The organism is Lentilactobacillus kosonis, assembly GCF_003864335.1.
Taxonomy (GTDB): Bacteria; Bacillota; Bacilli; order Lactobacillales; family Lactobacillaceae; genus Lentilactobacillus; species Lentilactobacillus kosonis.
Window position 1 is genome coordinate 98,379 of record NZ_BEXA01000003.1, and the last position, 18,528, is coordinate 116,906.

16 protein-coding genes, 7 pseudogenes and 1 other annotated feature are annotated in these 18,528 nt (G+C 39.0%); of the genes and pseudogenes, 8 read left to right on the forward strand and 15 right to left on the reverse strand.

The window, feature by feature from the left end; translation table 11 throughout:
* Positions 1-138: 138 nt before the first annotated feature.
* A complete protein-coding gene (locus NBRC111893_RS05915) occupies positions 139-594 on the forward strand; it encodes a fluoride efflux transporter FluC (RefSeq protein WP_125008352.1) in 456 nt (151 codons plus the stop codon).
* Positions 527-877 carry a fluoride efflux transporter CrcB gene (gene crcB / locus NBRC111893_RS05920; RefSeq protein WP_125008353.1) on the forward strand — a complete coding sequence of 117 codons (351 nt, stop codon included), beginning with the start codon at positions 527-529 and terminating at the stop codon, positions 875-877. Before NBRC111893_RS05915 ends, crcB begins: the two co-directional genes overlap by 68 nt.
* On the opposite strand, the gene NBRC111893_RS05925 is transcribed toward crcB, so the two are convergent.
* From NBRC111893_RS05925 to NBRC111893_RS11825, 11 genes and pseudogenes are all read right to left on the reverse strand, one after another.
* Positions 870-1,271 (reverse strand): GNAT family N-acetyltransferase, encoded by a 402-nt coding sequence (locus NBRC111893_RS05925; protein WP_125008354.1) that lies wholly within the window; start codon positions 1,269-1,271, stop codon positions 870-872. The genes crcB and NBRC111893_RS05925 overlap by 8 nt on opposite strands.
* Positions 1,247-1,420 (reverse strand): hypothetical protein, encoded by a 174-nt coding sequence (locus NBRC111893_RS10685; protein ID WP_160114452.1) that lies wholly within the window; start codon positions 1,418-1,420, stop codon positions 1,247-1,249. Before NBRC111893_RS10685 ends, NBRC111893_RS05925 begins: the two co-directional genes overlap by 25 nt.
* Positions 1,421-1,477: 57 nt before the next feature.
* Positions 1,478-2,515 (reverse strand): endonuclease/exonuclease/phosphatase family protein, encoded by a 1,038-nt coding sequence (locus NBRC111893_RS05930; protein ID WP_369689710.1) that lies wholly within the window; start codon positions 2,513-2,515, stop codon positions 1,478-1,480.
* Between the two features lie 127 nt (positions 2,516-2,642).
* Positions 2,643-3,830: an MFS transporter gene (locus tag NBRC111893_RS05935; protein ID WP_125008356.1), complete on the reverse strand. Its 1,188-nt coding sequence runs from the start codon at positions 3,828-3,830 to the stop codon at positions 2,643-2,645.
* 159 nt (positions 3,831-3,989) lie between these two features.
* The gene (locus tag NBRC111893_RS05940; protein ID WP_125008357.1) at positions 3,990-4,640 is read right to left on the reverse strand and encodes a CBS domain-containing protein; all 651 of its coding nucleotides are present in this window, start codon (positions 4,638-4,640) and stop codon (positions 3,990-3,992) included.
* Between the two features lie 4 nt (positions 4,641-4,644).
* Positions 4,645-5,349: an ABC transporter ATP-binding protein gene (locus NBRC111893_RS05945; RefSeq protein ID WP_125008358.1), complete on the reverse strand. Its 705-nt coding sequence runs from the start codon at positions 5,347-5,349 to the stop codon at positions 4,645-4,647.
* A 2-nt stretch (positions 5,350-5,351) separates the two neighbouring features.
* Positions 5,352-6,131, reverse strand: coding sequence for an ABC transporter ATP-binding protein (locus NBRC111893_RS05950; protein ID WP_125008359.1), 780 nt, complete (start codon positions 6,129-6,131; stop codon positions 5,352-5,354).
* A pseudogene (locus NBRC111893_RS05955) lies at positions 6,128-7,080 on the reverse strand (branched-chain amino acid ABC transporter permease). Before NBRC111893_RS05955 ends, NBRC111893_RS05950 begins: the two are co-directional and overlap by 4 nt.
* A gap of 9 nt (positions 7,081-7,089) precedes the next feature.
* Positions 7,090-7,997 (reverse strand): annotated as a pseudogene (locus NBRC111893_RS05960) (branched-chain amino acid ABC transporter permease).
* An 8-nt stretch (positions 7,998-8,005) separates the two neighbouring features.
* Positions 8,006-9,197 (reverse strand): annotated as a pseudogene (locus tag NBRC111893_RS05965) (ABC transporter substrate-binding protein).
* Positions 9,198-9,382: 185 nt separating this feature from the next.
* Positions 9,383-9,505 (reverse strand): hypothetical protein, encoded by a 123-nt coding sequence (locus NBRC111893_RS11825; protein ID WP_261341430.1) that lies wholly within the window; start codon positions 9,503-9,505, stop codon positions 9,383-9,385.
* A gap of 440 nt (positions 9,506-9,945) precedes the next feature.
* Positions 9,946-10,200, forward strand: a binding site (T-box leader).
* Positions 10,201-10,260: 60 nt separating this feature from the next.
* Between NBRC111893_RS11825 and asnA the strand changes: the two genes are divergently transcribed.
* From asnA to NBRC111893_RS11830, 3 genes and pseudogenes are all read left to right on the forward strand, one after another.
* Positions 10,261-11,268: an aspartate--ammonia ligase gene (gene asnA, locus NBRC111893_RS05970; RefSeq protein WP_125008360.1), complete on the forward strand. Its 1,008-nt coding sequence runs from the start codon at positions 10,261-10,263 to the stop codon at positions 11,266-11,268.
* A gap of 10 nt (positions 11,269-11,278) precedes the next feature.
* Positions 11,279-12,573: pseudogene (gene asnS / locus NBRC111893_RS05975) on the forward strand (asparagine--tRNA ligase).
* A gap of 90 nt (positions 12,574-12,663) precedes the next feature.
* On the forward strand, positions 12,664-12,789 hold the full coding sequence (locus NBRC111893_RS11830) for a hypothetical protein (protein ID WP_261341431.1): 126 nt from the start codon (positions 12,664-12,666) through the stop codon (positions 12,787-12,789).
* Between the two features lie 34 nt (positions 12,790-12,823).
* Here NBRC111893_RS11830 and NBRC111893_RS05980 read toward each other — a convergent pair whose 3' ends face one another.
* Positions 12,824-13,291 carry a MerR family transcriptional regulator gene (locus NBRC111893_RS05980; protein WP_125008361.1) on the reverse strand — a complete coding sequence of 156 codons (468 nt, stop codon included), beginning with the start codon at positions 13,289-13,291 and terminating at the stop codon, positions 12,824-12,826.
* Between the two features lie 71 nt (positions 13,292-13,362).
* Between NBRC111893_RS05980 and NBRC111893_RS05985 the strand changes: the two are divergent.
* A pseudogene (locus NBRC111893_RS05985) lies at positions 13,363-14,093 on the forward strand (SDR family oxidoreductase).
* A 59-nt stretch (positions 14,094-14,152) separates the two neighbouring features.
* Here NBRC111893_RS05985 and NBRC111893_RS05990 read toward each other — a convergent pair.
* Positions 14,153-16,688 (reverse strand): annotated as a pseudogene (locus NBRC111893_RS05990) (M1 family metallopeptidase).
* Between the two features lie 170 nt (positions 16,689-16,858).
* On the opposite strand from NBRC111893_RS05990, the pseudogene NBRC111893_RS05995 reads away from it, so the two are divergent.
* Together NBRC111893_RS05995 and NBRC111893_RS06000 are read left to right on the forward strand one after the other, a co-directional pair.
* A pseudogene (locus NBRC111893_RS05995) lies at positions 16,859-17,274 on the forward strand (HIT family protein).
* Positions 17,275-17,326: 52 nt separating this feature from the next.
* Positions 17,327-17,587 carry a hypothetical protein gene (locus NBRC111893_RS06000; protein ID WP_125008362.1) on the forward strand — a complete coding sequence of 87 codons (261 nt, stop codon included), beginning with the start codon at positions 17,327-17,329 and terminating at the stop codon, positions 17,585-17,587.
* Positions 17,588-17,644: 57 nt separating this feature from the next.
* Here the strand turns inward: NBRC111893_RS06000 and NBRC111893_RS06005 are convergent, their stop codons facing one another.
* A complete protein-coding gene (locus NBRC111893_RS06005; RefSeq protein ID WP_125008363.1) occupies positions 17,645-18,013 on the reverse strand; it encodes a rhodanese-like domain-containing protein in 369 nt (122 codons plus the stop codon).
* Complete coding sequence (locus NBRC111893_RS06010; RefSeq protein WP_125008364.1) at positions 18,003-18,521, reverse strand: MarR family winged helix-turn-helix transcriptional regulator; 519 nt, start codon at positions 18,519-18,521, stop codon at positions 18,003-18,005. The genes NBRC111893_RS06005 and NBRC111893_RS06010 overlap by 11 nt, the downstream gene beginning before the upstream one ends.
* Positions 18,522-18,528: the final 7 nt, after the last annotated feature.

The following is an 18,528-nucleotide window of genomic DNA, read 5'->3' on the forward strand; positions in this document are numbered from 1 at the left end:
TTAAACATAAAATGGTTTCCTAAATTGGAAGCCATTTTTTTATCAACTTTTTAATGAATCCTAAATTAATCTATAGTATCGTTTTAATATAGAAGATTTAAGAGAAGATTTAAGAGAAGATTTAAGAGGAGTTTTAATATGGATGAATTATTAATTGCATTATTTGCAATTTTGGGTGGCATGGCCCGATTTGGCGTAGATAACTTAATTTCCGTCAGTAACTTGCCCCTTGCTACCTTACTAATCAATTTAAGTGGTTGCTTTTTGTTGGCCTTAATTAATACCACGATTGCCATATCCCAACGTTTTCCTGCTCAATTATCATTGGCGATGGGAACTGGAATGATTGGCGCCTTCACAACATTCTCAACATTCAGTATTGAAATCGTCAAACTATTTATCAATCACCATCCTATCATTGCCCTCATGTACTTGATTTTAAGTATTGGTCTAGGAATCATCTTGGCTAGCCTTGGTAACTTATTAGGCAAAAAATCACCTCACATACAATGCGAGGTGATCAAAGATGAATTCATATTTATTAATTGGTCTTGGAGCGGCTGTTGGTGCAGTTGCCAGATACGATGTCACTAAATTAATTAATCGCCATAAAGAAACTATTTTTCCAACTGCGACCCTCATCATTAATTTACTGGGAGCATTTTTATTAGGCATCTTCACGACCCACTTAATTCATGATCCTTCTTGGTTGTCATTATTAGGAACTGGCCTTTGCGGCGGTTTCACCACATTTTCAACAATGGCCAACGAATGCTTGATTATGTGGCAAGAACGCACTTTCCACGCGCTCCTATGGTACTTATCATTAACCATTATTGGTGGTATTGGATTGGCGACCTTAGGATTACTTATTTAGGATGAATCCGCGTTTTGATATACCACCGGAAAATAACCCCGCCATAATTTCTAATTAATGCTAAGTATTCATTAGGATCAACATCACCATTGAAACTCAACAATTCATAGTCAGTATGACCTTCAGTCAAAGTGAAATCGGCTGGGACAAAGCCATTCTTCAGATAAAATGCTTTTCGTTTCAGTCGCTGCTCATAATTGGGCGCGGCTGTTTTTACTTCCTCGATAATTAAAGCAAGTTTATTACCAACGTATTGTTGTTTAATTGCCATCAATGCTTGACTACCATAACCTTGCGAACGATTGCTTGGATCAATTGCTAAGAAAAAAACATATGTTAATTTATGATGCGTAATACAGTAGGTTAAACCTACCCAGCGATTATCATCATAGATACCCCAAAATCGACATTTTCATGTTTAGCATTTTTCAGCAAATACCACAGTGGAATTTGTTCATCCTTTGGAAATGCATGCTTAAACAGATGTCTCACCTTAACAAAATCAGTTGATTGCCGATTAATGGTAATTAACTTAAGACTCATATAAACCTCCTTGTTCCTGAGTATTATGAACCATCATGCCAGATTTAATTCCAAAAGTCACTTATCATTTGCCAATTTAAAGCTCAAAACAACCGGGTTGTGATCCGAATGCGCAAAATGTAGATTTTTCACATGAATTCGTTCTGGAATCACATTTTTAGAAACTATAAAACCATCTGCAAATGAAACATATGTTTCACCTTGCTTATACCTCATATTGTTATTTCTAACTGACGGAACTTTAGCTTGTCGCAAGCCATTAGTCACTAATTTAAATTCTTTAGGAATCTTAGCAACTGGAAATGGATGTGTCCAACTTAGCCGTTTTGAGGTGGTATTGAATACCGCGGGACTGTTTTGAAGCATATCGTGATTGTAATCACCACCTACCATCACATAATTTCCATGTTTAGCCTCAATTTTCATTCGATTAAACACTTTGGCTAGCTGTGCGTTCATCACCTTTTGATTCTTAGTAAATGCCGATAAATGCACATTAATTAATGATAAGCGTTTACCATTGTCAACTGGAATTCTGGTTACGGAAATTGCTCGATCTAAATCCACAATTTTACTGAAGTTGGTATCAATTGGCAATTTATACCTGGTACTCTTAGTAATCTGCGTTTTAGTCAAGGTCACAATGCCAGACTTGGCTTTGCCAATTGGCCTAGTTACTGGATAAAACAGATAAGCCGAATCATAATTTTGGGCAAACACATGTGAATATGCGGGCAAGTTTTGCGTTAACCAATGATATTCATTAACATGTTGTGCTCGATCGCCATCAGTATCAACTTCTTGAAACGACACCAAATCGGGATTTTCCGATTTAACTGCGCCAACAAATGCCTTCATCCCCTGTTCCACGCTTCGTTTACTAAATGCACGCGAATAGTAGCCGCCGTCCATAAAGAACGTGTAATTATGCGGATATGATCCGTAACCAATATTAAATGTCATGGCTTTATATGACTTATTAACTTTCATTTTTTGTGCGCTTCGATTAACCACTGCTAACTTTTGATTATCTGGGATTCGATGATAACTACCAAATACATAAGCTACATAACCCCCAACAATTATTAATATCACTATGATTACCCAAAACGACCACTTCAATATTTTTTTCATCATATTCCCCACTAATATCTTTATAAATTCACCAAAATAAAAGACCAATTACGCCAAGATTTTCTGGGTAATAGGTCTTTTCTAATTTCTACGCTACTCGATGTTTAACCGATCTAATCATCGCAAACCCAATGATAATTGTCACTACCGAAATTGCCATTAGGATCATCATGGTTGTGGTCCATCCATTAAGAGCTCCTTCGATGATTCCAAATAATGTTGGCCCAACACTAGCTAAAACGTAACCGATAGCTTGAACTAACCCGCCAATTGCCCCGGCGTCTTGTGGAGTATCGGAAATTACCGAGATCATGGTCAACGATAATGAGAACGATGCTGAAGTCGTAATACCGATAATTGCGCAGGCAATTACCTGAAGTGCCACATTACTACCAACGAATGCTAACATCCCAATTCCCAAAATATAACCAATTAATTGTAATGTCATGACCATAATTAACTTAGCATGGCTTTCAGTAGCTCTAGGAACAAAATATGCAAACGGAACGCCCGTTAGTTGAAAGACTCCAAATAAAATTCCGGCGGTTGCTGCTGAAATACCGCTAGCAGTTAGCACGCTTGGAACCCATGCCACTAATGTATAAAAGACAAATGATTGCATGCCCATAAAACCAGCTAGGAACCAAATCTCCGGTTTCTTCCAGTGTTTAGTTCTGGGCTGTTTACTTAAGTTATCCGTTTTGAGCCTCTTAATTTGCTGATTAGGATTTTCACCAACGAATAGCCAGCAAATAACCGCAATAATCGCTGGAATTGAAAATAGCTGAATCGTAAATCGCCATCCCAAGGCGTTAGCGATTGGAACTGAAATTGCCCCAGCAACTGCTGACAACAAACTAAGTGATGAGGTATAAATTCCATTCAGTTTTGCCGACTGCTCTGGGTGCCACTCAATAATTAGTGTTGGCATTAATACGTTTAACATCGAAATCGCGGTCCCAACTAAAATAGTTCCCGCAAACAAACTCCATGTCGTATACACCCGTAAGATATTAGCCACGGCTAGTAGCAATAAGGCAATTTTTAACGTCATGCTTGTCCCAATCCGATCGATTATTCTAGATACTAAAATCGATAGTCCGGCAAAACACAGCAATGGGATTGTTGTTAAAACTCCCATTTGGCCATTACTCAATTTTAATGACGCTTGAATCGTACTAACCAACGGTGGTAATCCTGTGATGGTTAGCCGCAAATTGGCTGCCAGCATAAAAATCATAAACGTAAAATTAATGCCTTTTCGTGAATTACTCATAAGTTTGAACAATCCCTCCCGAATATTTTTTAATTAAATCAACATTATTATTAATAATTAAGCTTAACATTCCATCGATTAACGTGACAAGCTCTAATCACAGTGAAGCCACAAAAAAAGAGCTCCCAAATTTTTCTGGAATCTCTTAATTAAAAATTTTTATATCCGTTCTTTATAATGAATCGCTTCTTGAGCTTGAAAACCAGCCTGAGTCAGCTTATTCACTACTGCCTTACCATCAACCTGATCCACATGAATTTCAACCACCTTAACTTCACCTTGATGAGTAACCATTAAGGTTTGGATATTCAGGTTATTGTCCTTCATTACTTCACCGATTTCAAAAATAATTCCCGAATGATCCTGGTTGATGAATACCTGAACAACTGTTGCGGTTTCCGCGTAATCGGTTACGTCTAAGAAAGCGTCTAGAATATCGTTATTAGTAATAATCCCAACTAACTCATCGCCTTCCATGACTGGAAGAACTCCGATTTGAGCTTGGCGCATGACATAAATCGCATCCTCCAAGAATTCATTTTCATTAATGGTCTCAACGTCCTTAGACATCACATCGGCGACCGTCATTTGATTTAGTAAGTAGTTCATTTCATAAATGGATAAACTTGTCGCCGATGACGGGGTTGCCCGTTCAATATCATGTTGCGTGATAATACCGGCTAACTGACCATCATTAATCACAGGTAATCGATGGATATCCTGTTCTTTCATTTTACTAATCGCAACGCTAATTTTGGTATCTGGTGTTACCGTACTAACTTTCTTAGTCATAAAATCCGCGACTGTCATTTAATTACCCCCCTAGATATGCTTTTTGAACTTCGCTATTGGCTAATAATTCATCCCCAGTGCCAGTTAACATAATTTCACCAGTGGCTACCACATAAGCACGATCCGAAATCGACAGAGCTTTTTTGGCATTCTGTTCAATTAACAAAACCGTGGTGCCTGCTTTATTGATTTCCTTGATAATATCAAAGATTTCATTAATGAAGATTGGCGCTAATCCCATGGATGGTTCATCCAATAAAATCAATTTGGGATTGGCCATTAATGCTCTTCCCATAACCAACATCTGTTGTTCACCACCAGATAATGTAGCGGCATCCTGGTTTTGCCGTTCTTTTAAAATTGGAAACCGATCAAATACCTGGTGGTAATTTTCTTGAACCCGTTGTTTACCTTTGGTTAAAAAGGCGCCCATTTGTAGGTTTTCCATCACAGATAACCCCGCAAAGACGTGTCGGCCTTCAGGAACTTGTGAGATCCCCGCACCCACGATTTTAGGCGCGCTATCTTTTTGAATATTGCGACCAAGGTACGTGATCGTGCCACCTTTGGCTTTGAGTAACCCTGAGATGGTTTTTAAAATGGTGGTTTTTCCTGCCCCATTAGCACCAATGAGCGAAACAATTTCTCCTTCATTGATTTCAAACGACACATCTTTAACCGCGTTAATCACGCCGTAATTTACGCTTAAATTATCAACTTTCAGCATGGTTACTCTTCCTTTCCCAAGTATGCAGTAATCACATCTTGATTATGTTTAATATATTCAGGACTGCCTGAAGCCAACAATGAGCCATGGTCTAACACATAGATTCGTTGAGCAACATTCATTACTAAGGACATATCATGCTCAATTAATAGAATCGTGATGTGGAATGTCCTTTGAATCTTAATAATTAAACGGGTCAAATCAGCAGTTTCTTCAGGATTCATCCCAGCTGCTGGTTCATCTAAAAATAAGATTTGCGGCTTGGTAGCAAGTGCACGAACAATTTCCAATCGGCGTTGAATTCCATAAGGTAGGTTTTTAGCTTTAGTACTTAGCTGATCGGTTAAGTCGAAAATGGATAATAACTCAATTGCTGCTTGTTTCATCTCAGCTTCAGTCTTGTAATAGTGTGGTGTTCTGAAGATTGAATTAATAAATCCTTCATGATATCGACTAGTCATCGCAATCATGACATTGTCCAGAACAGATAACTCTTTAAACAACCGAATGTTTTGAAATGTTCGCGCTAATCCCATTTGAGACACTTCATACGCAGGAACTTTATTCAATGTTTGCGTGCCGGTTTTACCTGTCAGAACAATTGAACCAGACGAAGGCTGAATCACACCTGTCAACAAATTAAACAATGTAGTCTTACCGGCTCCATTAGGACCAATCAACGCAACTAATTCATCACTATCCAAGTACATCGACACATCTGAAACTGCTGTTAGGCCGCCAAAATTTTTAATTAAGTGATCAACTCTCAATAAGTTTGTCATTCGGAAACCTCCTTTGGCTTACGTCTGAATGCCTTAGTTAATGACAATTCCCAAGTGCCCATCAATCCAGATGGTTTGAACACCATGATCAAAATCAATGCAATCGCATAGATTACCATTCGCAATGTTCCAAAATTTGCAAGATAGTATCGATAACTCCTAATACAGTTGCTGCTACAAATGTTCCAGTAATACTCCCAACACCACCAAGAACAACAATAATTAAGATTGAAATTGAGGCCATAATATTAAAATCATTCGGACCGATTGTTTGAATATACGAAGCATGCAGCGAACCCGCAATGGCCGCGGTTGCTGCTCCCAAGACAAACGCTGCCAGTTTCCATTTAAAGACATTAATTCCAACGGATTCAGCAGCAATTTCATCTTCTCTAACCGACTTCACTGCTCGACCGCCCTGACTCCGAATGAAATTCAAAATAATAATCGTGGTTAGACATACCATTACATATACCGTTGGCCAAGCCGCCAATGCTGGAATGTTAAATATTCCGGCAGCCCCGCCAGTAATTTTTAAGTTGTTAATAATAATCCGAATAATTTCGGCTGCTCCCATTGTCGCAATCGCAAGGTAATCGCCGCGCAACCGCAAGGTCGGAATACCAACAATCAACGCAACGATAATGGTTAAGATAACCCCAACGACCAATGAGATATAAAATCCTGCGGGTGATTCAACACTGCTGGTAATAATGGCGGTTGAGTATGCCCCAATAGCCATGAAGCCCGCATGCCCCAGTGAGAACTGACCAGCAAACCCAATAATTAAATTCAACCCGGTTGCCAGAATAATGTTAATACCAATCGTGACTAACATATTTTCAATAAAGGCATTAATGACCCCAACTAGGATCAACGTATTCATTAAGTAAAAGCCAGCAATCATAATTACAATCCAAGCTACATTGGCTTTCCAATTTGCTTTCATCAATTTCACCTACACTTTTTCCTTCACATTTTTGCCAAAGATTCCTGCTGGTAGCACTAAAAGAATGATAATCAGTACCCCATATACCACCGCATCTTTGTAAGCTGATAAACCAATCGATTGAAATAGTGTTTCAAGCATTCCAATCAGGAATCCCCCAACTGAAGCCCCTGGAACTGAACCAATTCCACCTAAACGGCAGCCACGAATGCTTTGATTCCAGGAGTCATTCCCATCAATGGATCAATCGAGTTGTAGTAAAGGCCAATCAAGACCCCAGCAGCCCCCGCCAGTGACGAGCCTAATGCAAACGTAAATGAAATTGTTCGGTTAATATTAATCCCGACCATTTCTGCAGCGTCAGAATCCACTGACACTGCTCGCATGGCTTTGCCCATTTTGGTTTGCTTAATAATCAATTGAAGTAAAATCATTAACACACAAGCAGTGACCAAAATTAAAACTTGGATATTAGAGATCAATACTCCACCAATATTGTAGTTATGTTGGGCAATAATTTGAGGGAAGTCTCTTGTATCGGAAGTGAAGAAATAAGCCATCCCATTTTCCAACAAGAAAGATACTCCAATCGCCGTAATTAAAGCTGTGATTCTTGGTGCGTGTCGCAATGGTCGGTAAGCAAAGTACTCAATAATCACTCCACTGATTGCGCCCACCACCATTGAACTAAGTAGCGCTTCAATAAAATTAAAGTGCCAAGTATTGATTGAGTAGTATCCCCAAAACGCTCCCAGCATGTAAATATCTCCATGTGCAAAGTTAATCAGCTTAATAATGCCGTAAACCATTGTGTAACCCAAAGCCAGCAATGCGTAAATACTGCCTAGCGATAATCCATTAATAACTTGTTGAAAAATGTTTGCACAATTCTCTCCTCCTTTAAAATAAATGAACATTAAATTGATTATTTAATTTCATACGTTTTTGAAACTTTACCGTTAGTCAATTGTTCGATTGCAATTGGCTTTTCAGGATCATGGTTCTTATTGATCGTAATGTCACCAGTTACACCGTTAAAGTTCTCAATTTTGCTAAGTCCTTCAGCAATCTTAGTTGAATCGGCCGATTTTTCGATTTCAATTGCTTGCTTGATCATGTTAATCGAATCGTATGCAAGCGCGGAGAAGTTGGAGCTTCAGCATGATACTTTTTCTCGTAATCAGCCATGAACTTCTTAGCAACTGGATTATTTGCTGATGCCTTGATTGAAATGGTGTTGTGTAATAAACGTTGTGCGCATTTTTATTACCGGCAATTTGAGCCAACTTAGGATCAGCCATTCCATCAGTCCCGATGATTGGCACCTTAATTCCTGCTTGACGAGCTTGTTTCACAATCAGGCCAACTTCGGTGTAATAGCCAGGAACGTAAATCGCATCCACTTTTTTATTCTTAAATGATGTCAGAATTGCGTTAAAATCTTTATCGCCTTCGGTATAGGCTTGGGTATCAACTACCTTACCTTTAAATGAGTTCTTAAACGCTTTTTGCAATCCCGTTCCGTAATCAGTGGAATTATCGTACAATACAGCAACCCGTCTGGCCTTCAAATCATTGTATGCAAACTTAGCTCCGATTCCTCCTTGGAAATTGTTTTGATAACATGCTCTAAATACATATGGTTGAACCTTACCGCTCTTTTGCAATGTAAAATTAGGATCCGTAGCTGACGGACTAACGGCTGGAACTGCGGCTTTAGTAATATTAGGAATTTGAGCGGTCCCAGCATTGGTGGTTGCAGTTCCAACAATTGCATTAACTTTGTTATTGTTAACCAATTGGGTTGCGACAGAGGCTGAGGTGTTAGTTGAGGTTTTATTATCCTTGATGATCAACTGAACTTTTTTCTTCTTACCGTTAACGTTAATGCCGCCGTCCTTGTTGATTTGATCGACGGCCATTTTAATTCCTTGATTCATTTGGTTCCCATAACCTCCGGCGGCTCCAGACAACTCCATATTTTCACCAATCTTAATTGTATTACCGGTTTGAGGATTACCCTTGCTACTTGATGTTGCTGCACTACATCCAGCAAACACCACCGCCATTGCGACCATTGAAGCTATGTAACTGATTTTTTTGATTGTACTTTTCATAATGAATTCCTACTTTCTCTTCTAAATTATTAGTTAGTTTTGGCACCCAAATTTACTCTCCCCCTTTGGATTTTGGGCATAAAAAAACCTCATTCTTTAACGAATGAGGTTTGGATATTTTCCAGTGAGCCCTCATCATTAAAGATGCAAAATAAGGGCTCAACTGTTTGATTAATTTAGGAATGTTACAATTCCCTAATCAAAGTCGGGTCCTTCATCTTTAATAATAAGGCTAAATCTTGGACGGCAGAGATTGCCGCAGGTTGATAACTATTTGAATATGGATTTGCTTGCTTATTGATCAACATGTCGGTAACCTCCTGTATCCTAGATTTATTTGGATAGACTTAGTATAGGTTATTCTAATTAAATGTCAACGTTTTTAATAAAATTACTTTATTTGTTATTTATCCAAAAAGATTGCTTCTATATAATGGCAATCCAAAAATATACCATCGCTTTGCATAGCTTAAGATTAGCTATTAACATGGATCATCTTACCCAAAAATTATTACTAAGGATAATTAGAATTGCATTAATCTCCAAAATTAGCCATATATTTGGTCAAAAAAATATTTAATTCAAATATTTTTTTATTATTAGTGTACAAACGTTATTTCTCTTTATTATCAACGATTAGTGCGCAGAATTCTTCCCAATTTGGCTCTAAAAATTTCTATTTTTTTATTTTTCATACTTTACAAGTTAAATTTCCTGTGCTAAATTTTAACTTGTAAATTTGAAACATTAAAAAACGCAAAGAAAGACGAGTAAGATATTTCAACCTTCCAGTGAGTCGGGATTAGTGGAAACCCGATAAGTTCTTGATATATCTGAAAAACACTTTCTAGTTTCTCTCTGAACCAGCCAGCAATGACTTCAAGTAGGAGCAGACGTAAAACCGGAACGTTATCCTCGGTGGAGTATGTTAGTACTCTTATTGAGGTGGCTTATTTTAGATAAGCAACTTGGGTGGTACCGCGAAAAGTCTTTCGTCCCTTGGCTGGGGATGAAAGGCTTTTTTTGTTCCCAAAAAATAAAAAATGAAGAGGAGCAACACATTATGCAATTAATTATCCCTACGGATTACGATCCTAAATTATCAGTTAAAACTACTCAAGAGGCTATTCGCTACATTCGGGAAACTTTCCAAGACGAATTTGGTCAACAAATGAACCTATCTCGGGTATCAGCCCCAATGGCCGTTAAAAAATCATCAGGTTTAAACGATAACTTAAATGGTGTTGAAACGCCAGTTTCATTCACAATGAAAGAAATTCCTGGTGAAACTATCGAAATCGTTCACTCACTTGCTAAATGGAAACGTTGGGCCTTGAAACGTTTCAACTTCGAAGTCCACACTGGGCTTTACACCAACATGAATGCCATTCGTAAGGATGAAGATTTGGATAACATTCATTCAATTTACGTTGACCAATGGGACTGGGAAAAGGTCATCACTAAAGAAGAACGCACTGAAGAGACCTTAAAGAGTACCGTTCGGCAAATTTTTAAAGTTATCAAACATATGGAACATGAAGTTTGGTACAAGTATCCCGAAGCCGTTTACCACCTACCAGACGAAATTCACTTTGTGACTACTCAAGAGCTTGAAGATCGTTATCCTGACCTTGACCGTCAATCACGTGAAGATGCTATCTGTAAAGAACTTGGTTGTGTCTTCTTGATGAAAATTGGTGGCCCAATGAAGAGTGGTAAAAAGCACGATGGTCGCGCCCCCGACTACGATGACTGGGAATTAAACGGTGATATCTTATTCTGGTATGAACCATTACAACGTTCGCTTGAAGTTTCAAGCATGGGAATCCGGGTAAGTCCAGAATCAATGGCTAAACAACTTAAAATGGCCGATGCTGAAGATCGCCTAGAATACCCCTACCACAAAGCATTAATGAACGAAGAACTTCCTTACACTATTGGTGGTGGGATTGGTCAATCACGTTTATGTATGTTACTTCTTGGCAAGGCGCATGTTGGTGAAGTCCAAGCGAGTGTTTGGCCTGACGAAATGATTGAAAAATGTGCAGCTGCTGGAATTCAGATTCTGTAGGAGGAATATTTTGGAAACTATTAGAATCATCGATTCACCAAAACATGTTAACGAAATTGTTAAAATCGGCGTTTGGGTCACTAACAAACGAAGTAGCGGCAAAATCGCCTTTCTCCAACTTCGAGACGGTAGTGGTTTCTTCCAAGGAGTTGTGTTAAAAAATAACATTTCCGAAGAAAAATTCACCCAGGCCAAAGAACTCCGTCAAGAAACCAGCTTATATGTGACTGGTGAAATTCATGAGGATAAGCGATCTCATTTCGGATATGAAATCCAAATTAATGATTTTGAAATTGTTGGCGAAAGTGAAGATTACCCCATCACTCCTAAAGAACATGGAATTGATTTTTACTAGATCATCGTCATCTCTGGCTACGGTCAAGTAAACCTAACGCTATTATGAAGATTAGAAACGAAGTTCTCCATGCGGCCAATGAATTCTTCTATCAGCAAGGATTCACTAAATTTGACGCGCCAATCCTAACTGGTTCAGCTCCTGAAGGTACGACCGAGTTATTTGAAACCGACTACTTCGGTAAAAACGCCTACCTCTCTCAAACTGGGCAACTTTACGGTGAAGCTGGTGCCATGGCCTTAGGTAAAATTTACACCCTCGGACCAACCTTTAGAGCTGAAAAATCCAAAACTCGTCGTCATTTAACCGAATTTTGGCAACTCGAACCAGAAATGGCTTGGTGGCATCAAGACCAGAGCTTGGAACTTCAAGAACAAATGGTTGCTTATTTGGTTCAGGCTGTGATTGATAATTGTCAACCAGAATTAAAAATCTTGGATCGCGATGTTGACGTCCTCAAGAAGTACACTCAGCTACCTTATCCTCGTATCTCTTACGATGACGCAATTAAGTTACTCCAAGACAATGACTTTGATGTTAAATGGGGAATTGACTTTGGTTCGCCAGAAGAAACTTTCTTGGCCAACCACTTCGATAAACCAGTCTTCGTTATGAATTACCCTAAAGATATTAAGGCGTTTTATATGCAACCACATCCAACCAGAGACGATTTAGTTGTCTGTGCCGACTTGCTTGCTCCTGAAGGCTACGGTGAAATCATCGGTGGTTCTGAACGTTCTGCTGATTACGATTACATCTTAGGTCGCTTAAAGGAGACGGGCCAAGACTTAAGCAACTACGAATGGTACCTTGATTTATTAAGATATGGCGCCGTTCCTCATTCAGGATTTGGAATGGGCCTCGAAAGATTTCTAACTTGGATTACCCTTCAAGACCACCTACGTGAAGTCATTCCCTTCCCAAGAATGTTAAATCGCTTAAATCCATAATAAAAAACCGCTGATTACTTTCTTTCTCGCTAGTAATCAACGGTTTTTATTATGGTAAGCTTTAGTGAAACTATCTTTAGGAGGAAGCATATGAGAGATAAATACGCTACCGCCACTGCTGTGCTCCACATTATTAGTGGAGCCCTGCTTACCATTAGTGGTGCCACACTGCTCGCTTCAGGCATCGTCCAAGCCAGCAAACCAAATACAAAATAACGCAGACGTCCTGCCATTTGGTAGGACGTTTTGCTTAATCAGCTTTGATTGTTTGCTTAGCCAATTCCATTTGATATCTTTCATGCTCTTTGGCGTCAACTTGAGTCGTGCCTGGAATAAAGTGAATCGATTCGGTTCCCGCCTCAGCAGCAGTTTGATAATACCACTTCTTCCACCGCAGAAACGCCAAATTAGCCTCAAGTTCTTTAATCTGCTGTTCTAATTGGTCTTCTTGATCTTCCATAAAAGCTAATCGCTGATTAAGTGTAATATCGCCTTCCATACACCAGTCAATAAATTTACCGATCTCTTTTATTTTAATACCAGACATCTTTAGACAATTAATCACTTCAATATATCCTAAATCATCGTCAGTAAATTGACGCCGACCAGCAGCATCCCGCTTCGCAAATGGCAATAATCCTTCTTTATCATAGTACCGAATTGCGTCAGCTGATACGTTCATTTGTTTTGCGATATCGCCCACTGAATATTTTTTCATACTTTCTCCTTGACTTGGAGTTAACTCCAACTGATAGACTGAATTATATCATATCCAAAGGAGAAATTATTATGACAAAACCATTAATCGTTATTACCGGTGCCAGCTCTGGCTTTGGTGCTGAAATCGCTAAACTTTTCAATGCGGCTGGCTACCCAGAATTATTACTAGGCCGGCGGACAGAGAAGATTACCTCACTACCATTAAACTTCGATCAAGTAATGGTCGAGGCAGTGGATGTAACCGACCAAGAACAATTTAAAGCTGCTATTACTAAAGCCGAAGCAAAATTTGGCCCAGTTGATTTATTAGTAAATAATGCCGGCGTAATGCTATTGGGCAACGTTCAAACTCAATCATCTAAGGAATGGCAACAAATGCTTGATACCAACGTAATGGGTGTGCTAAACGGTACTCAAATCGTTCTTTCCGGAATGGTGGCTCGTGAACATGGAACCATTATCAACATGTCATCATTAGCTGGTAAGAAGACCTTCGTTAACCACGCTGCCTACGTCGCATCAAATTCGGCGTTCATGGTCTTAGCGAAACCATTCGGGAGGAAGTTTCTGGTAGCAACGTTCGAATTTCATTAGTTGCCCCGGGAGCTGCTGAAACCGAATTATTAACTCACGTTACTGACGAAAACGCTTTGACTGACTACAATGCTTGGAAGGATACCATGGGCGGAATTACCCTTGATCCAGTCCATGTGGCCGAATCAGTTAAATTCATTTATGATATGCCACAAGAAGTTAACATTCGTGAAGTAGATATTGCCGCTACTCGTCAAGATTCATAATTTATACCACATAAAAACTCCAGATAGGATATCCTGTCTGGAGTTTTGCGTTACATAATTTATTTAACTGAATCAGCAACCGCTGCGTTAACAGCTACCTTTTCAGCTTCAACCAAGTTGACTCTAGTTTCGATGATATGAATGTCCATTTCAATTTCTCGAGTTAATCCGGGCGTATTTAACTTTGGTTCAAAGAATTCTTTAAATTCAGATAGTCTTGATGAGGTTTTAAATACCCGTGAAGTAACCGTAATAAAGGTTGCGAATTCCATATCACCACCCACGGTATCCTCTAACCACTGCCAATCTTTTCTAATCCAATCCCAATCAGCTTGTTGGCCATCATCATTAGATAACACACCAGCGTACCAACCACGAAGATCTTGGGGCTTGATAGTTCCTGCATCTTCAAACTTATCGACGATTTTAGCAATTAGTTTTTGATCAGGGGTACTAGTTAACGCTGCTCTGATATCGGCTTTGTAGCTGGCGTCAGAAGTTTGCACATAGGTACTCAATAGTTCATCAAATAATGATTCACTACCATAATTCTTAATTTCATTTCTTAATACAAAAGCCCGCACATCCGCTGGTAATGCATCTAAGTGATCACGATTATCGATAAATAATTTATGCGCAGCTGCAATTGAATCGGCATTCTTAGCGTACAATGATGCGCTTAAAACATATGGCCGAGTCAATTGATCATCATTAGACTCACCAGCTTTTAATTGCCAACCTAACCGAGCAACTTGATTCTTACTTAACTTATCATATAACTTACGTAAGGTTGCTTCTTCATCTGAATCTGGTGTCACAAATTTCCGTAAGTCACCAGCGATTTGGTACAAGATTGCATTAACAATGTTTGACTTACTGTCCGCAAAATTAGCTAACAATGGCACGATGCTAGCATAAGAGATTTGGCGACCTTCAGCCAATAAGCGTAAGTCTTGTAACACTTGAAGCTGATCAATTGGAGCTAAGCTGGTAGCACTAGCTAAAATGTCGTTAAGTAACGTTTCATCATACTTCACAATGAAGTGAGAATTGTTACCAACGTTAATTCTAAATGGTTTCCCATTTTGTTGGCGCAATTTTGAGTAATTACCAAGATTAATTGTCTTATCTGCAAAAATTTCGGGAGCAATTTCGTAATTACTGTTAAGTGGAATCTGCCATTGCCGGCCAGCTTCTTTACCCTCACCAATGAAGAACTGTTGTTGTGAAAGCACTAAATCACCATTTTCAACTTTAGCTTCCACAACTGGATACCCAGGTTGTTCCAGCCATGAATTCATAATGCTTCCAACATCTAATCCGGAAGCATCCCCCAAGAGCAGCCCATAGGTCTGATCCCTTGGCATTATCGAATTTATGCGCAGCAAAGTAATTCTTTAATCCCGCTCTTAAATTATCGTCACCTAATAATGCCCGCACCATAACTAACATTCTGGCACCTTTGGCATAAACGATAGCTGGATCGAATAACGCATCAATTTCAGCTGGGTTACTAACCTCAACGTGAACTGGTTGAACCCCATCAGTTGCATCCCTTTGTAAAGCCATTGGTGCATCTGAAGTTTGGAATAATTCCCAAATATGCCAGTCAGGTTCAATGGCATCAATTGAAACATATTCCATCATGTTAGCAAAACTTTCGTTTAACCATAGGTCGTCCCACCACTTCATGGTTACCAGATCACCAAACCATTGATGAGCTAGTTCATGAGCGATTACTGTTGCCACCACTTGTTTAGTTTCAAGGGCGGTATTATCAGGATCTAACAATAAATAAGCTTCTCGGTAAGTTACTAATCCCCAGTTTTCCATGGCCCCGGCTGAAAAGTCAGGTAATGCTAATTGCCAAGAATGTGGTAGTGGATATGGAGTTTGGTAAAAGTCCTCGTAAAATTCAATTGATCGCTTAGCGATGTCTAAGGCAAAGTCTAATTCATTGGCTTTATGAGCCTTAGTAGCAAAGACCCCAACTTTAACCCCGCTCTTAGTGGTTGTGGTTTTGCTTTGTAGATCACCAAAGGCAAATGCAATTAGGTAAGTTGACATTCTTACTGTGGTATCAAAGTAGTGAACGCCAGCTTCTTCCTTAATTTCTGGCATGTTGGCCAAGATGGTCTCACCTGCTTGCTCGTCAAACTTAATTGCAAGATCAAAGGTTGCCTTGGCTTCTGGCTCATCAACTGATGGAAATGCCTGGCGGGCGAACGTGGTTTCAAATTGCGTACCGATGATTTGTTTCTTTTCGCCGTCAACTTCATAATATGAAGGATAAATTCCCATCATACTGTCAGTCAATTTGGCACTATACGAAATGGTAACTTTAATAGCCCCTGTCGTACCCGCTTCAACGTAAAATGCATCGTTAGCGTCATCCTTAGTGAAGTTAACTGGATTACCGTCTACTTCGACCCGTTCAATATTTAAAAATTTTTGATGAAGTGAGATTCTTTCTGATTCAGCTTTTCCGGTAATCGTCGTTTTACCACTGAATTGTTTTTGTTTACGATTAATATCTAAATAAATATCATAATGTTCTGGTTGGAATGTCTCATAAAAATGGGTTATTGCAGTCATGAGTATCTCCTTAGCTTTATTAGAATTACCCTCATTATACCAACATTTGATCGGAGTGCTAAAATTTTGGGCTATTTTAATTAGCAATCTTTTAAGAATTAACGCTCCTGTTAAGATTACAACCAAATCTGCTATGATATCTATAACATCAACAGAACGGAGTAATTAAAATGAAAAAGTCTGACTGCATCTTTTGCCAACTAACTAATATTCCAATTGTGTTAGAGAACGAATTAGCCGTGGCCTTTTGGGACATCCACCCAGTTAGGAAGGGACACCTATTAGTTGTTTTAAAGGACCATAAACAAAACTACTTTGAACTTGATCAATCCGAAATTTTAGCCATGGACGATTTAGTTCGTCGGGGTAAACAACTAATCGATTCCAAATACTCGCCCACTGGTTACAATATTGGAATTAACGTTGGTGAAGATGCGGGACAAACCGTCATGCACTGCCATTTTCACTTGATTCCGAGATATCCGGGAGACGTGAAAATCCCGCCGGGGGTATTCGGAATATGCTTCCCCAAGCAATTAATAAAATAAAAAAAAGCAAAACATCACTTCTTTTAAGGTTCCCTTAAACAACATTCGCTATTCTAATAACAATACAAAAAAGGAAAGCGGGTGTTTGAGATGTCAGTTCTATTAGATGATAAAAAAATCTCGAAAAATATTGTGGCTGGACAACCAGTTAAGGTGTTCTACCCATTTGTAATTGTTAAAACAGAAACCGGAAAAATGGTCAAAGTTAATCTATCAAGTGGCGAAAAAAGTGACTCAATGTTTTGGGAAGTCATGCAGCGAATTTTAGACTCTAAGGTATGGATTCCCATCGGCAAACATTACCACCAAATTTTAGATAACGGCTGGGAAGCTACGGCTGATCCAGTATAAAAATAAAAATGATCTCCGCAACTAACTTGCGGGGATCATTTTATATTTAAATTACAATTATTTAGCCGGCTCCAATGGTAATTTCATACCCTTCCAGCCTTCCAAGGCGCCAGCTAATTCAAATGCTTTGAATTCGTGAGATAACAACATCAACAAAGCGGTCTTACCAAGAGTTGTTCCACCAGTCCAGTCATAAACCACGTAAGTCTTATCATGGTCTAATTCATCAAGATGATCAGCAAGATCCTTAGCAGCAATTGGTAGTGCACCTTTAATTTGGTCACCCTTAACTTGCTTAGGTGCATTCCGAACATCCAATACAACGATGTCAGAGTCATCGGGGTTCTTGAGACTTTCAAGAACCTTAAAGTGGTCAATGTATAAGCTTAAGTATGTTTCTAGTAATTCAATCTTTTTAGTTTCCATTATTTTCATTCTCCCTATTAACTAACAATTTCTGTAGTAAATAACTAAATTGGAACTGTTCGTCATTCGTTAGCCGGCTAAATAACCGATTAACGAAATCAAAATTGGCCGGTAAAAAATGATCTAATAACTCGTCTCCGTGATCAGTGATGCGAATAATTGAGCTTCTTTGGTCAATTTCCGATGCCAGCTTAACAATCATTCCATCCGCAACCATTCCGCGAATCAACTTACTGGCTGTAGCCTTGGTGGATGATAACTTCTGGGCAATCAGCGATGGACTCAACCCATTGTCACCTGCTCGGCGCAAAAACATCAATATTAAAAATCTAGATTCAGATAGATGATGATCTTGTAGCAAATCAGCATATGCGCCATCAATTTCACTGTACACTCTTTGAAACGTAATAAATGATAATACGTTGTCAGGTTCACTATTGGCAACCTGTTGATTCATTTCTTTAATTCTCTCAATACTGGGAACATCTGAAAAATCATATGGCTCCATTTTGCAC

Bases quoted from the DNA above. Each gene is read 5' to 3' on its own strand.
- NBRC111893_RS11825 (WP_261341430.1), bottom strand. From the start codon at position 9,505: ATGTTGATCAATAAGCAAGCAAATCCATATTCAAATAGTTATCAACCT.
- NBRC111893_RS10685 (WP_160114452.1), bottom strand. From the start codon at position 1,420: ATGAGTCTTAAGTTAATTACCATTAATCGGCAATCAACTGATTTTGTT.
- NBRC111893_RS06005 (WP_125008363.1), bottom strand. From the start codon at position 18,013: ATGGAAACTAAAAAGATTGAATTACTAGAAACATACTTAAGCTTATAC.
- NBRC111893_RS11830 (WP_261341431.1), top strand. From the start codon at position 12,664: ATGAGAGATAAATACGCTACCGCCACTGCTGTGCTCCACATTATTAGT.
- NBRC111893_RS05915 (WP_125008352.1), top strand. From the start codon at position 139: ATGGATGAATTATTAATTGCATTATTTGCAATTTTGGGTGGCATGGCC.
- NBRC111893_RS05950 (WP_125008359.1), bottom strand. From the start codon at position 6,131: ATGACAAACTTATTGAGAGTTGATCACTTAATTAAAAATTTTGGCGGC.
- crcB (WP_125008353.1), top strand. From the start codon at position 527: ATGAATTCATATTTATTAATTGGTCTTGGAGCGGCTGTTGGTGCAGTT.
- NBRC111893_RS06000 (WP_125008362.1), top strand. From the start codon at position 17,327: ATGTCAGTTCTATTAGATGATAAAAAAATCTCGAAAAATATTGTGGCT.
- NBRC111893_RS05940 (WP_125008357.1), bottom strand. From the start codon at position 4,640: ATGACAGTCGCGGATTTTATGACTAAGAAAGTTAGTACGGTAACACCA.
- asnA (WP_125008360.1), top strand. From the start codon at position 10,261: ATGCAATTAATTATCCCTACGGATTACGATCCTAAATTATCAGTTAAA.
- NBRC111893_RS06010 (WP_125008364.1), bottom strand. From the start codon at position 18,521: ATGGAGCCATATGATTTTTCAGATGTTCCCAGTATTGAGAGAATTAAA.
- NBRC111893_RS05980 (WP_125008361.1), bottom strand. From the start codon at position 13,291: ATGAAAAAATATTCAGTGGGCGATATCGCAAAACAAATGAACGTATCA.
- NBRC111893_RS05945 (WP_125008358.1), bottom strand. From the start codon at position 5,349: ATGCTGAAAGTTGATAATTTAAGCGTAAATTACGGCGTGATTAACGCG.
- NBRC111893_RS05935 (WP_125008356.1), bottom strand. From the start codon at position 3,830: ATGAGTAATTCACGAAAAGGCATTAATTTTACGTTTATGATTTTTATG.